The 21088-nt window shown below is 68.5% G+C and carries 18 protein-coding genes; 9 read left to right on the top strand and 9 right to left on the bottom strand.

From position 1 onward, the window contains the following. Position 1 precedes the first annotated feature (1 nt). A complete protein-coding gene (locus ACIN94_RS03890) occupies positions 2-1303 on the bottom strand; it encodes an MFS transporter (protein WP_400699223.1) in 1302 nt (433 codons plus the stop codon). 88 nt (positions 1304-1391) lie between these two features. Beyond that, positions 1392-2240, bottom strand: coding sequence for an SDR family NAD(P)-dependent oxidoreductase (locus ACIN94_RS03895; protein ID WP_400699226.1), 849 nt, complete (start codon positions 2238-2240; stop codon positions 1392-1394). Between the two features lie 235 nt (positions 2241-2475). Here ACIN94_RS03895 and ACIN94_RS03900 point away from each other — a divergent pair, with 235 nt between their 5' ends. From ACIN94_RS03900 to ACIN94_RS03910, 3 genes are all read left to right on the top strand, one after another. Further along, positions 2476-2970 carry an HtaA domain-containing protein gene (locus ACIN94_RS03900; RefSeq protein ID WP_400699229.1) on the top strand — a complete coding sequence of 165 codons (495 nt, stop codon included), beginning with the start codon at positions 2476-2478 and terminating at the stop codon, positions 2968-2970. Beyond that, positions 2967-3866, top strand: a complete 900-nt coding sequence (locus ACIN94_RS03905) for a LysR family transcriptional regulator (protein ID WP_400699232.1) — start codon at positions 2967-2969, stop codon at positions 3864-3866. The genes ACIN94_RS03900 and ACIN94_RS03905 overlap by 4 nt, the downstream gene beginning before the upstream one ends. A gap of 140 nt (positions 3867-4006) precedes the next feature. Further along, the gene (locus ACIN94_RS03910; RefSeq protein ID WP_400699235.1) at positions 4007-4963 is read left to right on the top strand and encodes an oxaloacetate decarboxylase; all 957 of its coding nucleotides are present in this window, start codon (positions 4007-4009) and stop codon (positions 4961-4963) included. 63 nt (positions 4964-5026) lie between these two features. Here the strand turns inward: ACIN94_RS03910 and ACIN94_RS03915 are convergent, their stop codons facing one another. The 4 genes from ACIN94_RS03915 to ACIN94_RS03930 all read right to left on the bottom strand — a co-directional run bounded on the left by ACIN94_RS03915 (position 5027) and on the right by ACIN94_RS03930 (position 9178). After that, positions 5027-5749, bottom strand: a complete 723-nt coding sequence (locus ACIN94_RS03915; protein WP_400699238.1) for an MgtC/SapB family protein — start codon at positions 5747-5749, stop codon at positions 5027-5029. A gap of 41 nt (positions 5750-5790) precedes the next feature. Further along, a complete protein-coding gene (locus ACIN94_RS03920) occupies positions 5791-6147 on the bottom strand; it encodes a hypothetical protein (RefSeq protein ID WP_400699241.1) in 357 nt (118 codons plus the stop codon). A 211-nt stretch (positions 6148-6358) separates the two neighbouring features. Continuing rightward, positions 6359-8200 carry a GTP-binding protein gene (locus tag ACIN94_RS03925; protein WP_400699244.1) on the bottom strand — a complete coding sequence of 614 codons (1842 nt, stop codon included), beginning with the start codon at positions 8198-8200 and terminating at the stop codon, positions 6359-6361. A 255-nt stretch (positions 8201-8455) separates the two neighbouring features. Then, positions 8456-9178 carry an HAD hydrolase-like protein gene (locus tag ACIN94_RS03930; RefSeq protein WP_400699247.1) on the bottom strand — a complete coding sequence of 241 codons (723 nt, stop codon included), beginning with the start codon at positions 9176-9178 and terminating at the stop codon, positions 8456-8458. Positions 9179-9444: 266 nt separating this feature from the next. Between ACIN94_RS03930 and ACIN94_RS03935 the strand changes: the two genes are divergently transcribed. Then, positions 9445-10017, top strand: coding sequence for an RNA polymerase sigma factor (locus ACIN94_RS03935; protein ID WP_400699250.1), 573 nt, complete (start codon positions 9445-9447; stop codon positions 10015-10017). Further along, complete coding sequence (locus ACIN94_RS03940) at positions 10014-10712, top strand: hypothetical protein (RefSeq protein ID WP_400699253.1); 699 nt, start codon at positions 10014-10016, stop codon at positions 10710-10712. Before ACIN94_RS03935 ends, ACIN94_RS03940 begins: the two co-directional genes overlap by 4 nt. 39 nt (positions 10713-10751) lie before the next feature. Here ACIN94_RS03940 and ACIN94_RS03945 read toward each other — a convergent pair whose 3' ends face one another. Both ACIN94_RS03945 and ACIN94_RS03950 read right to left on the bottom strand, forming a co-directional pair. Then, positions 10752-11966, bottom strand: coding sequence for a hypothetical protein (locus ACIN94_RS03945; protein WP_400699256.1), 1215 nt, complete (start codon positions 11964-11966; stop codon positions 10752-10754). Between the two features lie 112 nt (positions 11967-12078). Then, positions 12079-13596, bottom strand: coding sequence for a dolichyl-phosphate-mannose--protein mannosyltransferase (locus tag ACIN94_RS03950; protein ID WP_400699957.1), 1518 nt, complete (start codon positions 13594-13596; stop codon positions 12079-12081). Positions 13597-13813: 217 nt separating this feature from the next. Here ACIN94_RS03950 and rsmI point away from each other — a divergent pair, with 217 nt between their 5' ends. Next, on the top strand, positions 13814-14668 hold the full coding sequence (gene rsmI / locus ACIN94_RS03955) for a 16S rRNA (cytidine(1402)-2'-O)-methyltransferase (protein WP_400699259.1): 855 nt from the start codon (positions 13814-13816) through the stop codon (positions 14666-14668). A 148-nt stretch (positions 14669-14816) separates the two neighbouring features. Continuing rightward, a complete protein-coding gene (locus ACIN94_RS03960) occupies positions 14817-16379 on the top strand; it encodes a dolichyl-phosphate-mannose--protein mannosyltransferase (protein ID WP_400699262.1) in 1563 nt (520 codons plus the stop codon). Here the strand turns inward: ACIN94_RS03960 and ACIN94_RS03965 are convergent. Beyond that, entirely contained in the window at positions 16327-17862 is a 1536-nt protein-coding gene (locus ACIN94_RS03965) for a hypothetical protein (RefSeq protein WP_400699265.1), read from the bottom strand. The genes ACIN94_RS03960 and ACIN94_RS03965 overlap by 53 nt on opposite strands. A 100-nt stretch (positions 17863-17962) precedes the next feature. Between ACIN94_RS03965 and ACIN94_RS03970 the strand changes: the two genes are divergently transcribed. Then, entirely contained in the window at positions 17963-19222 is a 1260-nt protein-coding gene (locus ACIN94_RS03970; protein ID WP_400699267.1) for a glycosyltransferase, read from the top strand. Positions 19223-19247: 25 nt separating this feature from the next. Further along, on the top strand, positions 19248-21029 hold the full coding sequence (gene metG, locus ACIN94_RS03975; RefSeq protein ID WP_400699270.1) for a methionine--tRNA ligase: 1782 nt from the start codon (positions 19248-19250) through the stop codon (positions 21027-21029). Positions 21030-21088: the final 59 nt, after the last annotated feature.

Consider the following 21088-nt stretch of genomic DNA (forward strand, 5'->3'; position numbering starts at 1 on the left):
TTCAGGCGGATGTCTGAGCCGCTTCCGGCAGCGCCTCGGCGGCGGCCTGGTTGCGGTCAGTGATCTTGAACAGGCCGAGCAGCAGGGCGCTGCCCAGGTAGCACGCGGCTCCGACGTAGCACGCCGACGTGTAAGAGCCGGTCGCGTCGACGATCCAGCCGAACGTCAATGGGATGGTCACGGAACCGATGCCGGTCACCGCGAAGCAGAGGGAGTAGAGCGTCGCGTAGTGCGCCCGCCCGTACTCCTTCAGCACGAAGTAGGCCGCCACGTCGCCCTCGCCGCCCTGGCTGAACGCGACCATCAGCGCCGCGATACCGATGATCGCCACCGGGAACATCGCCACGTTGGTGAGGGTGAGAGCACCGACGGCCGAGATGGCGAACAGGCCCATGCCCACCCAGTAGCGCGACATGATGTCCAGCAGCACCCCGGCTCCGAGACGGCCGACGATGACTCCGGCCGAGAACAGGGTGGTGATGGACGTGGCGACCGTGACGCTGAGTCCGCCGTCGAGCAGGATGGGCTGCACGTTCGAGAGGAACGCGTTGGCGCCGCCGGTCGCGAGCGTCATCGAGAGAGTGAAGATCCAGAAGCGCGGCGTCCGGAGGATGGCGCCCGCGGCTCCTAGCCTCTGCCGCGTGTTCACGGTCGCTTCCGCCTTCGCCTGGCGCTGCTCCGCGGGCGGCGACTTCAGCCCGAGGAGCGCCGCCGGTAGCGCGATCACGAGCGCGAACACGGCCAGCACCAGATAGCCCGTGCGCCAGCCGAGGTTGTAGATCACGAGCGTGACCAGCGGGATCGCGAGGAACGGCATGGCCGCGCCGCCCGCCCCGACCAGGCCGAACGCCTTGCCGGCGCCCTTGTCGAACCAGGACGCGACCGCCCGGTTGTATGGGACGGCGTACGCGAACGAGCCGAAGAATCCCATCAACGCGGCGAGCGCGTAGTAGGTGAAGAGGTTGAGTGGGAGCGTCGCGAAGATGACGAGCAGGACGATGAACGGCACCAGGCCGGAGGCGACCGCGATCTTCACGCCGCGGCGGTCGGAGAGCCGGCCCGCCAGCGGCCCGAAGAGGGCGAACAGCAGCGAGAGCCACGGCGAGATCAGGACCTGGGTCGTGCTCCAGCCCGTGGCCTCGATGGTCGGCTTGACGAAGAGACTGGCCGTGGTGAGGAACAACACCGGGCCGGCCCCGTAACCGATCGCGGCCGAGACGGCCACACGGCCGCCGCGGCGCCATTCGGCTCGCTCCGTGGTCTGTTCGGGGTTCGGGTGAGCGACCTCTGTAGGTTGAGACACTGCTTGCTCCTAGTCGCCGGATGCTGCGGGGCAGCGACCGGGATGTGCGGGGGGAACTTCACGAGGAAGGGCTGGCTGGTATCGGGGCTCAGCCGGTCGTTGCCGTGGCGGGCACATGACCCGCTATCCATGCCTCCGTGCGGGCACGCAGCTCCTCGGCCGGCGCGGGGTGAGTGAGGCAGTAGCGGAGATCGTTGTCGATGGCGTGGATCACCATGTCGCCGACGACGTCCGGATCCAGTGGGAGCGCGTGCGTCTTGGGCTCGCTCCGCCGTTCGTACGCCTTCACCTGGCGCGCGTCCGACCGTTCTCCGGCGGCCCGCAGGCGTTCGCTGGTCGCGATCCTGGTGGTGACCTGCCCCGGGTAAAGGACAGTGACGCCGAAGTCGTCGCCCTGGTCGATCAACTCGGCCCGGAGCACATCGGAGATCCCGTCGACGGCCGCCTTCGACGCGGTGTACATCCCGTGGCCCGGCACCTCGTCCAGGGTGGCCATCGACGAGGTGTTGACGATGTGTTTGTGCCCCGACTGCGCACGCATCCGGGGGACGAAGGCGAGCAGCCCGTTGACGACCCCAAAGTAATTGATCTGCATCATCCACGTGAAGTCGGCGGCGGACGCGTCCCATACGGCCCGGTACGGGCGCATCGTGACGCCGGCGTTGTTGCACAGCACGTCGACCCGGCCGTACTCGGCGTACGCGCGGTCGGCGAGCGCCGCGACGGCGTCGTAGTCGGCGACGTCGACCTGCACCGCGATCGCGGTCCCGCCGGCCGCCCGGATCTCGGTGGCTACGGCCTCGGCGGCGTCCGCCTCGATGTCCGTGACCACCACGCGGGCCCCGCGCGACGCCATCGACTGGGCGATGGACCGACCGATCCCGCTGCCCGCACCGGTCACAACGGAGACGGCGTTGTCCCAATCAACTCTGCCCATGATCCTTCTCTCATAGATCGACCGTCATCGAGGAGTGAGCGCGTACATAACATCGCCGCAGGCAGGGTGTGCCACCATCGCGCGAATGCGCTCGTCTTCGTGAGTCACTTCGACGATGAGGGACAGTCAATCGATGTGTCCAATGCAAGATATATGGCGTTAACATGCGTTTAATGCATTGACCTCGACGGTACGGGGACGGACCGACCGTCAGGCCGCTTGAGAGGAGCGCCCGGTGATCAAAGAGGAAGACCTCGCCCTGACGGTGCAGCTGACCTGGGGAGTGAAGCAGAGCTTCCGCGCTTACGTGGAAGCCGTCGGCGGCACGGTCACCGTGCACGCGCCCGCCCTATCGGCGGACACCGCCTTCGCCTTCCCCCGCGTCGACCGGGCGCCGTCCGAATCCCCGGCGGGCGAGCTCCGGTTCGAGGGCGAAGTGCGCTTCGAAGCGCACGGCGGGATGCTCTCCGTGGCCCTCATCGATCCATGGATCGTCTTCGGCCCGGATGGGGCCGTGCTGACCGTTGTTGACACGGATTATCTGCCCGACCGGTCGAAGCGTCTCAAGATCGCCCGGCTCGGTGGCGAGACCTCCGGCGATGGAGCGGGCCGGGTCGAGGTGCCGGCGGCGCTCACCGTACAGGGCTCGCAACTGCTCGGGGACGTGTATCCGGCGCAGACGGCCCTCGACCCGATCTCCTTCGGCATGACGGTGGAGTCGCGGCAATGATCGACCTTCATAAACTCCACCACTTCGTGGTGCTCGCCCGCACGGGGAGTTTCGTGCAGGCAGCCGAGCAGCTCCACCTGTCTCAGCCGGCCTTGAGCCGGAGCATCCAGGCACTCGAACGGCACCACGGCGTCACGCTCTTCGACCGCAGCCGCTCCGGTGTGTTCCTGACGGCGGTCGGCAAGCAGCTGCTGGCGCACGCGGAGGATCTCATCTTCAACGCGAAGTCGCTTGAGCACAGCCTGACCAGCGCGTCGGCGGGGGTCAGCGGCACGGTGACCTTCGGAATCGGCCCGAACGGCGGCAACGTCATCCTGCCCGACCTGCTCCGCACCGTGATGGAGGACTACCCCGAGATCCGGCTGCACGTGGTGCTCGGCTCCGCCAAGACCATGACGCAGCGGCTGCTCGACACGGAGATCGAGTTCTTCGTCGGCGCACGGGACCCGCAGTACGTGTCGGAGCACGTACGCGTCGAATCGCTGTGGCACGCCTCCCCGGCGTTTCTGGTGCGCGAGGACCATCCGCTCTTGGCCATGGAGAGCATTCCGCTGGAGGCACTGCAGTCCTACCCCCGCCTGGCGCCCGCCGCCTGGAACGAGAACCTCGTGCACATCGTGTCGGAAGAGGCGCGGGACTGGCTCCGCCCGACGATCGAGCTCGACAACTTCGAGCTCCTGATGAACCTGGCGATGAACACGGACGGCGTGCTCATCGCGACGTACAAGCATGAGGTGGAGTTCCTGAAGCGTCTCAGGATCAGGCCGTCCAAGCACATCCTCCACGACACGGCGGTCGGGTTGTTCACTAGGAAGGCCCGTACGCTGTCGCCGGCGTCGAGGTCGGTCCTGTCGATCCTCAGGGACATCGTGGCAAAGGGCGACCCGGTTCGGTGATCTACGGTGCGATCACCATGCACCGAGTGCATCCGTAGTGGACCTCACATGCATTGGACAGCCCGCATGCCCGGCGACTTGACTGCACGTACCCGCATCCGGCCTGACCAGGCTCGTTCCACTGACAGAGGGATATGACGATGACTTCGCGCGAGAAGAAGACGACGCAGCTGCGACGTATTTTCGAGCGGCCCGGCACGACACTCATGCCGTTCGGTGTGCTTCCCATTCACGCGCAGATGGCGCAGCGGGCGGGTTTCGAGGCGTTCGAGGTGTCGGGCGGCATGACATCGTGGTGGGTCGGCGGCTCCGCCGACGCAGGCCTCATGACGATGACCGAGGTCGTCGCGCACGCGGCCGGCGTCGCCCGGTCCGTTGACATCCCGGTGTACTGCGACGCCGACGCGGGCTACGGCAGCGCGGTCAACACCTGGCGGACGACTCAGGAGTTCATCCGCGCGGGTGTCGCGGGTATCCACATCGAGGACCAGTTCGAGCCCAAGAAGGCGGGCGGCCAGGCGGGCATCAGGATCGTGTCCGACGAGGAGGCGATCGGCCGCCTGCGGGCCGCGGTGGACGCCAAGGACGAGCTCGACCCCGACTTTGTCGTCGTGGCACGGACCGACGCATACGCCGCCGAAGGCGGCAGCCTCGACGAGGCCATCAGGCGTGGCAACCTCTATCTGCGCGAAGCCGGCGCGGACGTGATCTTCTATGAGGGGCTGCGATCGTGGGACGAGGTCCGGCGGGCACTCAAGGAAACGGACGGCCCGGCCTACGCGATCGCCAGCCGGCACGCCGGCCCACACCCATCGGTCGCGGAACTCAGCGAGATGGGACAGGCGATCAACATCGTCCCGTTCATTCTCCCTGGCGTGCAGGAGGTCTGGGACCTCCTGCTCAAAGTCAAGGACAGCGGCGAGCTCGCGGCGTACGACGAGTACGTCGATGCCTGTTTCGAGCTGCGGGGCACCGAACGGTACGTCGGCATGGGGGACGCGTTCATCTCCCCTGACTACGACGACGTGCGGGGGTGGGAGGAGAAGTACCTGCCGCGGAGCCTGCAGCGCGACTACGAGAACACCATCCACGACTGACGCCGCTGATCTGCATTGACGTTGTCTCCTGCGACGTTGCTACGGGAACCTCGTGGAGGGCCTTCAGGGCACCGCCGTGTTGGCGTCCTGGCTCACCACGGCGAGCACCCCATCGACCTCGGACAGTGCCGCGGTCAGCTCCGTTATCGAGCCGGTGCCGTGCACGGTGAGCCAGAGCGAGACAGTCGCCGGATCGTGGTACTCGGTCCGCTGGTCGATGGACAGCTCGTCCACACTGAATCCCCGTTGCGTGCACTCGGTCAGCACCAGCCGCAGCACGCCTCGCCCGCCGACGTAGGTCAGGTGGAGCCGCGAGGGTGCGTACTTGGATCGGGGAAGCCGGTTGGACAGTGGCGTTAAGACGATCATCGTCACGAAATACCCCACGGTCACGATGATGGCCAGCAGCCACAACCCCGCCCCCGCCGCCATGCCCACCGCGGCGGTAAGCCAGATCGCCGCAGCGGTGGTGAGACCGCGGACCGAGTCGCGACGGACGAATATCAGGCCGGCGCCGATGAAGCCGATGCCGGACACGATCTGGGCGGCCACGCGGGACGGATCGAGAACGACGTTCTCCCCCAGAACATCGGCGAAGCCGTATTTCGACACCAGCATGATCAAAGCGGAGGCGAAGCCGACCAGGGTGTGGGTACGCAGTCCCGCACTTTTCTGGCGGATTTCCCGCTCAAGGCCGATCGCGGCCGAAAGCACGAATGCCAGGGCCAGTTCCCCGACCTGTACCCAGCCTTGCCCGGCAAGGTCACCGAAATATGCCAGTGCCATCGCCCCAGGTTAGAGGATCTCAATGGAGCCGGGCCTTCCGTCTATGGGTCCGCCTGCGTGGCGTCGGCCAGGGAGGGCATGTGCCGGATCGTGCGGCTCAGGGTGGTGCCCGCGGCCACGATCAGCATGACGAGACCGATGGCGAGTAACGCGGCCGTCGCCCCCCACCGCTCGATGATCGATCCCGCTGCCACGGGGCCCACGGTCCCGATCAGTCCCGCCTGTACGGCCGACCCCGTCAGCTCCAGGGCGATGAGGGGATAGGCGACAGAGGAAACCTGCGCGCCCAGGGTTGATGCGGAGTTGGCGCTCCACAGCAGGACGAAGTCTCGGTTGCGCCATAACGGCGCCGAGGTCGTCCCGGACTCGTTCCCGCCGATCTGCCCTGTGCCGGCCACATGTCCTCCGTCGATGTCGCCGAGATCGAACGGACGCGACCGTCCTGAAGAGCGAGAGGGCCGCCCGAGCGGCAGGAGCCTCGCCGCCTCGATGTCGCGGCCGAGCAGACCCCGCCGGGCGGCACCGTCTCCTGATCGAGGGCACGGACCGTCTCTCTCCGTCTCAACCAAGGCAGAAGGCCGCTTCTCCGGAAGCGGCCTTTTCCGAGACTCAGCTGATCCGTCGGTCGCCGGAAGGCTGTGACCACCACACGCCCTGGCCATGCGTCAGGCCTGCCAGCTGCCTTTCGAACTCGTGCACCCTGCGCGCCGGGATCTCACCCCTGACCAGCCACCCATCCCGCCCAGTCGTGGCCTCCGCGACGTCGGCGCCAAGTGCGGCCAGCCGGGTGGTGATCTGGCTCAGCGACTCCATCGGGATCTCCAGCTCGAAGTGGTGGAGCGGCTCGTACAGCACGGTGCCTGTCACCCGCAGCGCCTCCATCAGTACCAGCCTGGTCCTGGTACGGAAGTCGCCTGCCGCGCTGAGCGGAGGAGCGAAGCCGACCCTGGTCAGGGTGACGACGATGTCGGTCACCGGCCAGCCGGACAGGCCACGGCGCAGGGTGGGCTCGACCGTCTCCTCGATTGCGCGTTGGAAGGCGAGCGGCAGTGAACCCAGCTCGACCTCACGCACGTAGGTGAGCCCAGAACCGGTCCTGCCTGGCTCGACCCGCAGGCCGACGGTCGCCCACAGGTCGTTGCGGCCGTGCCTGGAGATCTCCTGCAACGCCTCGCCGACGCCCGCAGGGCGCTCCAGGTAGACCACGCTGCTCGGCTCGAAGTCGGCCTCCACCCCGAATTCCCTGACCAGGGTCTCGGCGATGACCTCCTTCTGCACCTCGCCGTAGAGCAGCACCGAGGTCTGGCCGGTCTTCAGCGTGCGGGTGCCGATCAGCGGATCCTGCTCGGCCAGTGCGGCCAGCGCTGCGTGCAGGATCCGCTCCTCGCCCGGCGTGCGCGGGGTGACGACGGTCTCCAAGGTGGGCGGTGCGAAGTAGGTCTGCGAGGTGGAATCCGGCGGGCACCCGAGCCGGTCACCGACCCGGATCTCGGGCACGCCCCAGATCTTGACGATGTCGCCTGCCTTGGCCGCCTTCGCGCCGGAGCCCACCACCTCCACAGCGGTGGGCCGCCCGCCGTACTCCTCGCCGCGCCTGAAGAACGCGACCTGGCGGCGCGCCTGCAGCTCGCCGGAGTACATCCGCAGGTAGGCGACCTTCTCGCTGGTCCCGCTCCGCTCGATCGCGAACACGGTGCCGCGGGCCGCACCGATGGCGCTCCCGGCAGGAGGGAGCAGGCGGATGGCGGCCAGCAGGTCGTCGACGCCCTGGCCGGTCATGGCTGAGCCGTACAGCACTGGGTGCAGCACGCCGTCGGCGCACTGCCTGACAACGGCCTGCCGTACCCGATCCAGAGCGGGCGTCCGGCCGTCGACGAGGCACTCGAGGAGGCCGTCGTCGTGCTCGGCCAGAAGCTCGGCTGCCTCGGGCAGCCGCAGTTCCTGTCTGCTGCGGGCATCCGGGGTGCCGATCCGGTCGACCTTGTTCATGGCGAGGCTGTACGGCGAGAGCCACCGGCGGATGTCGGCGAGCAGTTCGTGCTCCCGCGCACCCGCACGGTCGATCTTGTTGACGAAGATCAGCGTCGGCAGGCCCAGCCTGCGCAGGGTCTTCATCAGGAGCCTGGTCTGCGGCTGGACGCCCTCGACGGCCGACAACACCAGGATCGCGCCGTCAAGTACGCTGACCGCCCGCTCCACCTCGGCGATGAAGTCAGCGTGGCCTGGCGTGTCGATGAGGTTGACCTGCAGGTCGTCGATGGTGAACGTGGCGACGGCCGCACGGATGGTGATGCCGCGCCTGCGCTCGATGACGCCCGAGTCGGTCTGGGTACTGCCGTCGTCCACGCTGCCCAGCCGGTCGATGCCGCCGGTCTGGAACAGCAGCCGCTCAGTGAGGCTGGTCTTGCCCGCGTCTACGTGCGCGAGGATGCCGATGTTCAGAGTGTGCATGCGTTGTCGAGCCCTCGAGAACTCTCGTGCCAATGGGGCGCTGGGAGATTTCGAGGCTCCGCCGCATTGCATGCTCCTGGTGTTCGACAGTCGGTGCGCGGTCATCATGCCACCGCGTACCGACGTGGGCCAGCGATTATTCGGCCAGGGCGCGTGGGAGGTCACGGGACGACAGCCACAGCTTGAACATGATCGCAACTTCGAAGACGAGCAGACGTGCCACGCCCATTGCCCGCGCGAGGCCCGGTGCCCGGATCAGCCGGACCACTCCGACGCGGTCACCGCGTGGAGGACGGCGGCGGTGTCGGCGAGGTCTGGCAACACGACATCGGCTCCGGCCGCTCTCAGCTCCGCGACGCTGTTGGTTCCGGTCGCGACTGCGACGATCCTCGCGCCGGCCGCCCGGGCGGTGGCGATGTCGCGGAGAGTGTCGCCGATGATGACGGTGTCGGCGCCGCTGTGGCGCCGGCCGAGATGCTGCTCGGTCCGGTCGAAGGCGTGCACCGGCAGGTCGGCGCGTTCGAAGGCGTCGCCTCCATACGCGCCGAGACGGAAGTCGACGTGACCGGCGAGACCGAACACCGTCATCTTCAGTACCGCGAGCGGATACAGGTTCCCGGTGAGGACCGACTGACGCACTCCGGGGACAGCGCCCACAGCGGTCAGCGCATCGGCCGCGCCCGGCAGGGCATGTCCGTCGGCGGCCATGTCGTCGGCACGGTCCCGCAGCTCAGCGACGAGCAGATCGGTGAAGGTGCCGAGCAGTCCGTCGTCCGGATCCAGACCGTGAGTCCGCAACGCCTCGGTGGCGGCGGCCAGCTCGGTGCGGCCGTCGAACCGCCAGGGCTGCCGTAGCGAAAGGCCTGTCGCCCTGCGGAACGCCGCGGCATAGGCCTGACGCGAGACGGTGCCGCCGTCTATCAGTGTGTGATCGATGTCCCAGAGCACCAGTAGCGGTGTGGACATGTCAGCTGTCATCGTCGCTCCTTCGCCGATCTGCCCTGTGTCGGCCACGTGTCCTCCGTCGATGTCGCCGAGCTCGGACGGACGCGACCGTCTTGAAGAGCGAGAGGGCCGCCTGGCGATTATGTACAGAATTTTGATTCAGTCTCCCTCCTTCTCAACCAAGGCGGAAGGCAGCTTCTCCGGAAGCGGATTTCTGTTTTTGTTGTGGCATGTAACGCTCCGTCTGGCTTCTTCCAAGCAGGGGTGTATTCGGGAGGACGACGAAGGGAGCATGGCCGGTGCGCCTCAAACAGACGGGGTTGGCGGGGATCTCCACCGACCCCGGGGCTTTCGAAGCCTTCTACCGGCGCCACGTCGAAGCGGTCACGCGATTCCTGGCCCGCCGGGTGGACGATCCTCACACGGTCGCCGACCTGGTCGCGGAGGTCTTCGTCGCGGTGCTCGACTCGGCGCACACCTACCGTTCCGGGCGGGGCAACGAGGTCGGCTGGCTGTACGGCGTGGCACGCAACATCCTCTCCGCCGAATGGCGGCGGGTGGCGCGTGAACGGCGTCTCGCCGGCAGGATCGGTGGACGCCGGCTCCTCGACGCGGACGACCTGTCGCGGATGGAGGAGCGTCTGGACGCGGAGAGCACGGCCCGGCGGGCCTTCGAGGCCATGGCCGGACTTCCCGAGAGTGAGCGTGCCGTCCTGGAACTGGTCGTCGTCGACCAGCTCTCCGTGGGAGAGGCGGCCGCCGCGCTCGGCATCCGGCAGGGGACCGCCCGGGTCCGGCTGCACCGCGCCCGTCAGGCACTGCGTCACGTTCCCGGCGTCATCCCTCCCACGGTCATGGAAGGACTCCGATGAACTTCGAAGAGAGGCTGCTCATGGAGCTCAAGGCAGAGATCAACGAGCGGAACGAGCGGGCGGCGCAGGGGCCCGTCCGTTCGAGGCTGCGCCGCCGCCTGCTGGCGGGGGCCGCGGCCACGGGCGTCGCCGCCGCGGCGCTGGTGGCCGTGCCGATGATCACAGGGTCGGAGAACCCGGCGTACGCGCTGACCCAGAACCCGGACGGGTCGATCACGTTGAAGATCAATGAGTTCCGGGACCCGGACCAGGTCGAACGGGATCTGGCAGACCTGGGCGTGAAAGCCGACGTCTCCTACCTCAAGCCCGGCACCTGGTGTGCTCCCGGGCGGTTCAGAAGCCTCGGGGAGCCGGAATTCACCCCTGAGGAGTTGAAGAGCGACGACCCCGCGGTCAGGGCGCGGGTGCGGAAGGCGATAGAGAACACACCCTCGCGGAAGGCGTACGACACGATTCCCGGCGGCGGGCTGAAGATCTACCCGAAGGAGATCAAATCGGAGCAGAGCGTGGTCATGCAGTTCACCGAGAACGCAGACCAGACCTCGGGCCCGGAGAAGCCGAGGGCGCTGTGGCAGTTCAGCTTCGCCCTCACCGAGGGCCCCGTCAAGCCGTGCACGGTCGTCGACGATCCGTCCTGGAACGCACCCCTCGATCCGGTGAAGAACCCCGAGGCCTTCCCGCCCGCGGGTAGCTGACCTCCTGGAGGGGTACGGCAGGCGGGCGTCGGGGGAGGCTCAGCTCAGGTTGACGTACTGGCGGGGCCGGAGCGCGTGGTTCCGCAGTGCGGCCAGGGCGGCCGACCGGCCCGCCGGGGTGAGCCGGTCCGCCCGCCGGAGGCCGAACACGTCCAGGCGTCGGTCCAGCTCGGTCAGCGAGGCGTCCACCTCGGAGATCTGCCACTCCTCGCAGTCGATCACCGTGGCGATGCGGTCGCGGTCCGCGGGCGAGCCGTCGGCGAGCAGCATCAGCGCCACCTCCCTGGCCGAGGCCCGTAAGCCGTGCTCTCCGGCCTCGGGAGCCAGCAGGGCCGCCGCCGCGGCCTCCCAGAGCCGGTCGCGGTCCTGGAGCAGACGGTCCCCGGCCGAGGTGATCACCAGCCGTCTGCCGGCGCGGCGCAGCGCGCCCATCGGTCCCTGGGCCACCTCGCGGACCGCCGCCAGCTCCGCGCCGCTCCAGGCGCTCTCCGCGAGCACGACGCGCGCCAGGTTGTGCCGCTGGGTCAGCGGGATGCCGCCCGGCCGGCGGCCCAGCTCCAGCAGCCACCGCAGCGCGCCGAGACAGTCCTCGGCCGGGGCCGGGACCGGGGCGTGCAGGCGTACCTCGAAGGGCTGGGCGAGCTCGCGCCAGGCGGGGCCTCGGCCGAGCACCCAGCGGTTCAGCCGCTCGCCCTGGACCCGGTGGAGCCAGTTGTCCCCGCCGAGCTCCGGGCGGGGCGTGGTCAGCCAGCGGCGGGTCAGCGCCTGCCGTTCGGACGAGTCGGCGGTGAGCTCACCGGAGACGATGGCGAGCTCCAGCGCGGCGGAGCAGGCGCCGTGCGCGCCCAGCTCCTCGGGGCCCATGATCGAGCTCCACCGCAGGGCGGGAAGGTCGGGCGGGAGCACCCCCGTGGCGTCCAGGGCGCTCTGGTAGGCGGCCATCCCGGCGTCCTCGCCGGAACGGGCGTAGGTGCGCAGGATCTGCATGGTCGCCGAGGACGAGCAGAGCGAGGCATAGCGCTCCAGGCCGCCCAGCCGGAGCAGGCTGCCCAGCGCGCGGGCGATCGCGGGGCGGTCGCCGCTGACCTTGGTCGGCAGCGTGTACCAGAGGAATTCACACACGTTGAGTTCGGTGATGGTCTCCAACGGCTCGCCACCGGTCAGCCAGTCGATGGCGCTCCGGGCGTGCTCGGCGTCGTCGGGCGCGGACCGCTCCAACTCGGAGAGGAGCGCGGCCACGTCCGGTGCAGGCATGTTTCGAAGTCTGCCGTATACGGGCCTGCTCTGACGATGAACGTGACGTAATGGATCGTGCACGTCCCCTACCCTATGGAATCGACCCTAAGCAGCTCATATGTATGGGCGGTCAGATCCAGCCCTTTTTGAACATCATGCGCGCGTGCCACTCCGCGTTGGGGATGATCTCGGCGGTGAGCACCGGGTAGAGCCACCAGAAGTTGATCAACGCCAGCAGGGTGAAGGCGCCCACGATCGAGGCACCGACGATACGCCGCCGAGGCGGGGCGTCCACCGGTCCGATGACCAGCCCGGCGGCCAGGGTCAGCGCGAGGATCATGAACGGGACCATGGGGATCGCGTAGAACAGGAACATGGTGCGGTTGTCGGCGATGGCCCAGTAGAACCAGGGCAGCCAGCCGGCGGCGTAGCTCAGCAGGACGGCTCCGGCCCGCCAGTCGCGGGTGGCGACGTACCAGGCGATCATGGCGATGAGCGCGGCCAGCCCGCCGTACCAGATGACCGGGGTGCCGACCCCCAGAACCGCCTGGGCGCAGCTGTCGGCGCCGCAGCCGCTCTTGGGCGTCTCCCAGAAGAACGCCACCGGGCGCAGCAGCAGCGGCCAGCTCCAGGGGGTGGACTGGTAGTGGTGGGGGGTGGCCAGGCCGGTGTGGAAGTCCAGGACCTGGAAGTGGTAGTTCAGCCAGGAGCGGATCGAGTCGAAGACGAAGAAGACGGGTCCCTGGGAGGTCGCCTGGGCCCAGTTGCGGCCCCAGCCGGTGGCGGTGGCGAACCAGCCGGTCCACGAGAGCGTGTAGGTGAGCGCCGGGAGCAGGCCCATGGCCAAAAGTGCGGTGGGCAGGTCCTTTTCGGCGGTCCTGCGGTAGGGCCGGCGCAGTCCGATGGCTCTGCGGGCTCCGGCGTCCCAGATGAGGGACATGACGGCGAAGGCGACCAGGAAGAAGACGCCGGACCATTTGACCGCGCAGGCCGCGCCGAGGCAGCCGCCAGCCGCCAGCCGCCAGGGGCGCAGGCCCAGCCAGGGGCCGTGGTCGTTGAGGGGTGAGGTCTCGTACCAGTCGACGAGGCGGCCGCGCATCCGGTCGCGGTCGACCACCAGGCAGGCGAACCCGGCCAGGACGAAGAACATCAGGAAGATGTCCAGCAGCGCGGTGCGTGACAGGACCAGGTGCAGTCCCTCGATGGAGAGCAGCAGGCCGGCCAGGCAGCCGAGCATGGTGGAGCGGGTCATCCGGCGGGCCACTCTGGCCAGGATCAGGATCGACAGCACGCCGACCAGGGCCGCGACGGACCGCCAGCCGAACGGGTTCATGCCGAAGAGCTGCTCGCCGAGACCGATCATCCATTTACCCAGCGGCGGATGGACCACATAGGAGGCGCACTTGTCGATCTCGGCAGGGGTGCAGTGCTGCCAGATGTCGGTTCTGCCCTGCATCAGGAGCTTGTCGGCGTCCTTGATGGGGGTCCGTTCGGCGCCGAATTCGATCAGCGCGAACGCGTCCTTGGCGTAGTACGTCTCGTCGAACATGATCGCGTGCGGGCGGTCCAGGTTGACGAATCGCAGGATCGCCCCGAACGCCGCCACCAGCAGCGGGCCGAGCCAGCCCCACAGGACGCTGCCCGGCATCGACGGCACCAGCCGCTCACGCACGGAGCTCTCCGATCCGCCGTCCGGCTGGGGCTCCGGCTCTTCGGAAGCCTGGTTGGTGAAGTCGGTCGCGGCCACCCGGACATCGTACGGGCCCCTCCAACCAGGCAACCCAAGAAACACCGCCTACACCCCAATCGGGGAACAACCCACCGAGGTGGTACCCCGCGCACGTGGGGGCGGGACCTCACCGAGGATGGGGGAGGATGGAACTGTGACGGACAATGGCAGGCTGGTGCTCGCGGGGGCTCCGATCGGGCAGGTGGGTGACGCCTCGCCCCGGTTGCGGGAGGCGTTGGAGGCCGCCGACGTGGTCGCGGCAGAGGACACCCGCCGCCTGCGCCGCCTGGCCGGTGAGCTGGGCGCGGAGATCAGGGGCAGGGTCGTCTCCTACTACGACGCCAACGAGGCCGGCCGAGCCTCCGAGCTCCTGCAGGCGCTCCAGGACGGCCGGACCGTCCTGATCATCACCGACGCCGGGATGCCCGGCGTCTCCGACCCCGGCTACCGCCTGACCCGCCTGGCCGTCGAGGCCGGGATCACGGTCACTTCGCTGCCCGGCCCGTCCGCGGTCACCACCGCGCTGGCCGTCTCCGGCCTGCCGAGTGACCGGTTCTGTTTCGAGGGCTTCCTGCCGCGCAAGCCCGGCGAGCGGGCCCGCAGGCTGGACGCCCTGGCCGGGGAGGAGCGCACGATGGTGTTCTTCGAGGCGCCTCACCGGCTGCAGGTCGCGCTGGAGGCGATGGCGGAGGCGTTCGGCGCCGACCGTCAGGCGGCGGTCTGCCGGGAGCTCACCAAGACCTACGAGGAAGTACGGCGAGGCGGTCTGGGGGAGCTGACCGCGTGGGCGGCCCTGGGGGTCAAGGGGGAGATCACCGTGGTGGTCGCCGGGCACGCCCCGGAGGCCCTGCCGCTGGTCATCGAGGACCTGGTCGCCGAGGTGCTCCGCCGCCAGGAGACGGGGGTGCCCAGAAAGCAGGCGATCGTCGACGTCGCCAAGGCGGCGGGGATCCCCAAACGTGATCTCTATGACGCGGTCCATCGGGGCTGACACGGCCGACGCCACGCGGAGGCCGTCCCCCGAGGTTCCCTGCGGAGAGGGCGGGCCGGGTCCAGGCTGCTGCGGAACAAAGGCCAATCCACGACGTGATCTCTGTTATGCCATCCATCTTGGTTGATTTATCTTCATAATCTCCTAAATGGGATCAATGCGTGATCGACTGGTGCCGTCGATGCCGGGCAGCGTCCTGTGGGGCTGGCTCGGCCCGCTGCTGGTGGCGGCGTTCGGGGCGATCCTGCGGTTCGTCAACCTGGACCGCCCGCACGCGGTCATGTTCGACGAGACGTACTACGTCAAGGACGCGTTCGCACTGATCACCTATGGCGTGGAACGGGCCTCGGTCGGCAACGCCGAGAACCCGATCGCCGACCGCAAGCTTCTCGCGGGAGACACCGACATCTGGGTCGCGTGCGCTCCGCCCGGCGCCGACCCCTGCCCGCTGTACGTGGCCCATCCGCCGCTGGGCAAATGGATGATCGGCATCGGCGAGCAGCTCTTCGGCATGAACCCGTTCGGCTGGCGGTTCGCCGGGGCCGTGGTCGGCGTGCTGTCGATCCTGATCCTGGCCCGGGTCGCCCGCCGGATGACCCGCTCCACGCTGCTGGGCTGCCTGGCGGGCCTGCTGCTCTCCATCGAGGGACTGCACTTCGTGCTGTCACGCACCGCGCTGCTGGACATCTTCCTGATGTTCTTCGTGCTGGCCGGGTTCGCCTGCCTGGTGGTCGACCGCGACCGGATGCGCGGCCGGCTCGTTGACTGGTACGAGACCTCACCGCTGAGTGATCACGGCCCGTGGCTGGGCCTGCGGCCGTGGCGGCTCGCGGCCGGCGCCTGCCTGGGCGCGGCATGCGCGGTCAAGTGGTCGGGGGTCTTCTTCCTGATCGCGTTCGCCGTGATGTCCCTCGTCTGGGACGCCGGAGCCCGCCGTGCCGTCGGACTGCGCAGACCTTACAGCGGGACGCTCAGCAAGGACCTGCCCACCCTGCTGGGTGGCATGGGCCTGGCCCCGGCAGCCGTCTACGTGGCCTCGTGGACCGGCTGGTTCGTCTCCGCCTCCGGCTGGGGCCGCAACTGGGCCCAGGCGACCTCCCAGGGACCCGTCTTCTTCGTCTTCGACTCGATCCGGTCGTGGCTGGACTACCACTTCCAGGTCCTCGGCTACCACACCGGCCTGGCGACCCCGCATCCCTACCAGTCCGATCCGTGGAGCTGGCCGCTGCTGCTCCGCCCGGTGGCGTTCTTCTGGGAGACGCCCACGAGCGGGTGCGGGGCGGAGAAATGCGCCCAGGCGGTGCTCGAGGTCGGCACCCCGGTCATCTGGTACGGCGGGCTGGCCGCGCTCATCGCCATGATCGCCTGGTACGTCGCCACCCGCGACTGGCGGGCCGGAGCCGTCCTGCTGAGCTACGCCGCCGGCTGGCTGCCCTGGTTCTACTACGCCATCGCCGACAACCGGACCATGTATCTGTTCTACGCGATCCCCATGGTCCCGTTCATGATCCTCGCGCTGACCCTGGCCGCCGGGCTGGTCATCGGACCGGTGGACGCCCCGCCCAACCGCAGGGCGATCGGAGCCGCGTCCGTCGGGGCCTTCATGATCCTCGCACTGATCAACTTCGGGTGGCTCTACCCGGTGCTCACCGCCGAGATCATTCCGCACGCTCAGTGGTGGGCACGGATGCTGCTGGCGCGCTGGGTCTAGTGCATCCCCGGCGCAGGGAGATCGCGGCGGCGAGGCAGGCCAGGGGCACCGCGGGAAGCAGGTAGCGGTAGTCGAACTCGGCGGTCGCGGCCGGGGCCAGGATGAGGCCGAAGGCGGCCAGCCACGGCAGAAGCACCGGGCCGCCCAGCGTGCGCCAGCGCGCCACCACCCCGGCCAGGCCGACCAGCAGCAGGATGCCGATCACGGTGCCCGGCAGCCGGACGATCCGCTGGTAGTCCTGCATGAAGGCGGCCCACGGGTCGTGGATCCAGGTGCCGATGACCTTCTGCTTCCCGCCGATCACCGTCGTCGGCAGGCCGGGATCGTATCTCCGCGCGTCGCCGTCACTGGTGCCCCTGTAGGAGGTCCAGGTCGGGAGCACTCTGTCCTCGAAGGGGAACTCGTACTGCTGGTAGGTCCTGAAATCGGGGAAGCGCGGCCTTCCCCACTGGAAGCCGCGGACGAAGTCGAGGCCGACCCTGGCGAGGTAGTCACCGGGCTGGGACAGGATGGCCCGCTTGGCGAACGTCCCGGCGGTCTGGTTCGTCCGCGGGGTGAACGTGCTGCCCGTCCCGAAGGCATGGAAGCGCTGGCCGGAACTCCCGCTGGCCCACCAGAGATAGCTCTGCCCGGAGAAGCTGCGCATGCTCGGCGGGGCGTTGATGCACAGCAGCGCGAGCTCCAGCTCCTTGCGGGGGTCGACCCCCATCTTCGTGCAGTCGGCGAACAGCGCGGTCCGCATGTAGAGGATCGCGCCGTCGCTGTTGGTCATCGCGAAGTTGCCGTACACCGAGGCGAACCAGCCCATGTAGCCGACCACCGGGACCGTGCACGCCGTGATCATGGCCGTGATCGGCTTCCAGCCGGTGCGCTTGACCAGCATGTAGACCACGACCAGCGCGAGGATCGGCAGCCCGATCGACCGGGTGAGCGCGGTGAGGGCGAGCAGCAGGCCGATCACCGCGCCGAGCCGCCACGACATCTTCCTATGCCACAGCACCAGCGTGACGACGCTGACGACCAGCAGTGCGAACATCGCGTCGGACATGACCAGGTGTTCGAGCTGGATCTGGTAGGCGTCGAACAGCACCGGCACCGTGGCCAGCGTCGCCCCCCAGCCGGGCAGGCCGAACCTCACGCGCAGCAGGGCGTAGATCAGCACCGCGACGGACAGGCCCATCAGGTGCTGGGTGAAGGTCACCAGGGTGAAACTGTGGAAGGGGCGGAGCAGGAGGAGCCAGAAGGAATAACCGTTCGGCCGCAGGGCACTGGGCCTCTCGGGGTTGACCGCCCCGGAGACGTATTCGAAGGAGTCGTTGAACCACAGTGCCGGGCCGTACCCGATCATGGTGACCGCGCGCAGGACGAAGGCCAGCGAGAGCACGATCACGAAGAGGTGGTGGCGCCGCAGGAACGCCCACAGACGCCCCGCCCAGACCGCTGCGGGCAGGTTCATACGTGCTCGTTCGGCGACGGTCACCATGCACTACAGGATGCCAGTCCTTTCATGGAGTTGACCCGCACGGTAGGTGCTGCAGGGCATCATGATGAGATTGGGTTGTGCCATGACGAAGGGTTGAGACGTGGAACTGACCGTGGTGATGCCTTGTCTGAACGAGGCGGAAACCGTGGAGACCTGCGTACGCAAGGCACTGGCCTGCATGCGGGAACACGGTATAGACGGAGAAGTGCTGATCGCCGACAACGGCAGCACCGACGGCTCGCAGCAGCTCGCGCGAGACGCCGGCGCCCGGGTCGTGCACGTGGACGCCAAGGGCTATGGGAACGCTCTCATGGGCGGCATCCGGGCGGCGCGTGGCAGATACGTCATCATGGGCGACGCCGACGACTCCTATGACTTCACCGCGCTGCTGCCGTTCGTCGAGCAGTTACGCGACGGAGCGGACCTGGTGATGGGCAACCGTTTCAGGGGCGGCATCGCGCCGGGCGCCATGCCCCCGCTCCACCGCTACCTTGGCAACCCGGTCCTCTCCTTCGTCGGCCGGCTGTTCTTCCCCAGCGCCATCGGTGACTTCCACTGCGGCCTGCGCGGCTTCCGGCGTGACTCCATGCTCAAGCTCGGCCTGCAGACCGGCGGCATGGAGTTCGCCAGTGAGATGGTGGTGCGCTCGACGCTGTCCGGGCTCGACGTGCGCGAGGTGCCCACCACGCTGTCGCCCGACGGCCGGTCCCGGCCGCCGCACCTGCGTTCCTGGCGTGACGGCTGGCGCCACCTGCGCTTCCTCATGCTCTACAGCCCGCGCTGGCTGTTCTTCATCCCCGGCCTGATCCTGATGACCCTCGGCCTCGTCGGGGGCGCGGCCCTCACCTTCGGCCCGGTCTACATCGGCAAGCTCGCCTTCGACGTCGACACCCTGGTCGGGGCCTCGGCCGCGCTGGTGATCGGGTTCCAGGCGGTGCTGTTCGCGGTGTTCACCAAGGTGTACGCGGCGGAGGAGGGTTTCCTGCCGGAGGACAGGCGGGTGCGCAAGCTCATCGACATCGTCACCCTGGAGAAGGGCCTGATCGCCGGTGGCCTGCTGGCCCTGGCCGGTCTCGGCGGGCTGGTCGCCTCGCTGGCCCACTGGCAGACGCGCAGCTTCGGCACGCTGATCCCGTCGGAGTCACTCCGCCTGGTCGTGCCCTCGGCCACCGCGCTGATCATGAGCTTCCAGACCATCTTCGCGTCGCTGTTCGTCAGCATCCTGGGCATCCGCCGTACCAAGGAGACACCCATCGACGTGGCCGCGTCCGCCGCGGAGGAGGCCGCCGAGGCCGTGACCCGGGAAAGTGCCAAGGAGGCCGCCGAGGCGGTAAACCAGCAGGAAAGCACCAGGACCTGAGCCCGCGTCCCTTAGGCTTGTCCTCATGTCCCAGCACATCCTGACCGCCGTCGCATGGCCCTATGCCAACGGCCCTCGCCACATCGGGCACGTTTCCGGATTCGGCGTGCCGTCCGACATCTTCAGCCGCTACCAGCGGATGGCGGGCAACAAGGTCCTGATGGTGAGCGGGACCGACGAACACGGCACCCCGATCCAGGTGCAGGCCGACAAGGAGGGCGTGAGCGCCCGCGAGCTCGCCGACCGTTACAACCGGGTGATCGTCGAGGACCTCCAGGCACTGGGGCTCTCGTATGACCTGTTCACCCGGACCACGACGGACAACCACTACGCCGTCGTTCAGGAGATCTTCAAGGGTCTCTACGACAACGGCTACATCTTCCCCGAGACCACGATGGGCGCGATCTCGCCGTCCACCGGCCGCACCCTGCCCGACCGCTACATCGAGGGCACCTGCCCCATCTGCGGCTACGACAGCGCCCGCGGCGACCAGTGTGACAACTGCGGCAACCAGCTTGACCCGATCCAGCTGGTCAACCCGGTCAGCAAGATCAACGGTGAGACGCCGATCTTCGCCGAGACCGAGCACTTCATGCTCGACCTGCCCGCCTTCGCCGAGGTGCTGGCGTCCTGGCTCCAGTCCAAGCAGGGCGACTGGCGGCCGAACGTGCTGAAGTTCGCCCTCAACATGCTCGGCGACCTGCAGCCCCGCGCGATGAGCCGCGACCTCGACTGGGGAGTGCCGATCCCGCTGGACGGCTGGCGCGACCAGCCCAACAAGCGGCTCTACGTCTGGTTCGACGCCGTCGTCGGCTACCTCAGCGCCTCCATCGAATGGGCCCGCCGCTCCGGCGACCCCGACGCCTGGCGGCAGTGGTGGCAGAACCCCGACGCCCAGGGCTACTACTTCATGGGCAAGGACAACATCGTCTTCCACGCCGAGATCTGGCCGGCGCTGCTGCTCGGCTACAACGGCAAGGGCGCCCGTGACGGCAAGCCGGGCTCGCTCGGCGAGCTGAGCCTGCCCTCCGAGGTCGTCTCCAGCGAGTTCCTGACCATGGAGGGGCGCAAGTTCTCCTCCTCGCGCCAGATCGTCATCTACGTGCGCGACTTCCTGGAGCGCTACGACGCCGACGCGCTGCGCTACTACATCGCGGTGGCCGGCCCGGAGACCCAGGACACCGACTTCACCTGGTCGGAGTTCCTCAACCGGAACAACGGCGAGCTGGTGGCCGCCTGGGGCAACCTGGTCAACCGCTCGATCTCGATGGCCGCCAAGAACTTCGGCGTCATCCCCGAGGCGGGAGACCTCACCGACGCCGACCGCGCGATGCTGGAGCGCAGCCGCGCCGCCTTCCCGAAGGTCGCGGCCGAGCTGGAGCACTGCCGGTTCAAGAACGCGACGAACGAGGCGTTCGAGGTCATCCGCGAGGCCAACAAATACCTCGCCGAGCAGGAGCCGTGGAAGATCAAGGACAACCCCGAGCGGGTCAAGTCCATCCTCCACGTGGCCCTGCAGGTCGTCGACGACGCCAAGACCCTGCTCACCCCGGTCCTGCCCAACTCCTCCAACAAGATCTACGCGATGCTCGGCGGCACCGGCGTCTGGTCGGGCATGCCGGAGATCCACGAGGTCACCGAGGAGAACGGCCGGACCTACCCGATCATCACCGGCTCCTACGAGGGCGCGGCCCGCTGGGAGTCCACCCCGATCCGGTCCGGCACCCCGCTCGCCCCGCCGACCCCGCTGTTCCCCAAGCTCGACCCGAAGATCGTCGACGAGGAGCTCGGCCGCCTGGCCGGGTGACGCGCGGCCGGTACGGCAGGCGCCCCGGCGCGAGCCGTACCGGCTCCTCGGTAGGTTGG

The organism is Streptosporangium sp. NPDC087985 (assembly GCF_044741965.1).
In the GTDB taxonomy this organism is placed as follows: domain Bacteria; phylum Actinomycetota; class Actinomycetes; order Streptosporangiales; family Streptosporangiaceae; genus Streptosporangium.

Excerpts from the sequence above, each read along its gene's own strand:
- ACIN94_RS03930 (WP_400699247.1), bottom strand. The coding sequence starts at position 9,178 with ATGACAGCTGACATGTCCACACCGCTACTGGTGCTCTGGGACATCGAT.
- ACIN94_RS03915 (WP_400699238.1), bottom strand. The coding sequence starts at position 5,749 with ATGGCACTGGCATATTTCGGTGACCTTGCCGGGCAAGGCTGGGTACAG.
- ACIN94_RS03965 (WP_400699265.1), bottom strand. The coding sequence starts at position 17,862 with ATGGTGACCGTCGCCGAACGAGCACGTATGAACCTGCCCGCAGCGGTC.
- ACIN94_RS03940 (WP_400699253.1), top strand. The coding sequence starts at position 10,014 with ATGAACTTCGAAGAGAGGCTGCTCATGGAGCTCAAGGCAGAGATCAAC.
- ACIN94_RS03895 (WP_400699226.1), bottom strand. The coding sequence starts at position 2,240 with ATGGGCAGAGTTGATTGGGACAACGCCGTCTCCGTTGTGACCGGTGCG.
- metG (WP_400699270.1), top strand. The coding sequence starts at position 19,248 with ATGTCCCAGCACATCCTGACCGCCGTCGCATGGCCCTATGCCAACGGC.
- ACIN94_RS03960 (WP_400699262.1), top strand. The coding sequence starts at position 14,817 with ATGGGATCAATGCGTGATCGACTGGTGCCGTCGATGCCGGGCAGCGTC.
- ACIN94_RS03910 (WP_400699235.1), top strand. The coding sequence starts at position 4,007 with ATGACTTCGCGCGAGAAGAAGACGACGCAGCTGCGACGTATTTTCGAG.
- ACIN94_RS03945 (WP_400699256.1), bottom strand. The coding sequence starts at position 11,966 with ATGCCTGCACCGGACGTGGCCGCGCTCCTCTCCGAGTTGGAGCGGTCC.
- ACIN94_RS03950 (WP_400699957.1), bottom strand. The coding sequence starts at position 13,596 with ATGCCGGGCAGCGTCCTGTGGGGCTGGCTCGGCCCGCTGCTGGTGGCG.
- ACIN94_RS03925 (WP_400699244.1), bottom strand. The coding sequence starts at position 8,200 with ATGCACACTCTGAACATCGGCATCCTCGCGCACGTAGACGCGGGCAAG.
- ACIN94_RS03905 (WP_400699232.1), top strand. The coding sequence starts at position 2,967 with ATGATCGACCTTCATAAACTCCACCACTTCGTGGTGCTCGCCCGCACG.
- rsmI (WP_400699259.1), top strand. The coding sequence starts at position 13,814 with ATGGGGGAGGATGGAACTGTGACGGACAATGGCAGGCTGGTGCTCGCG.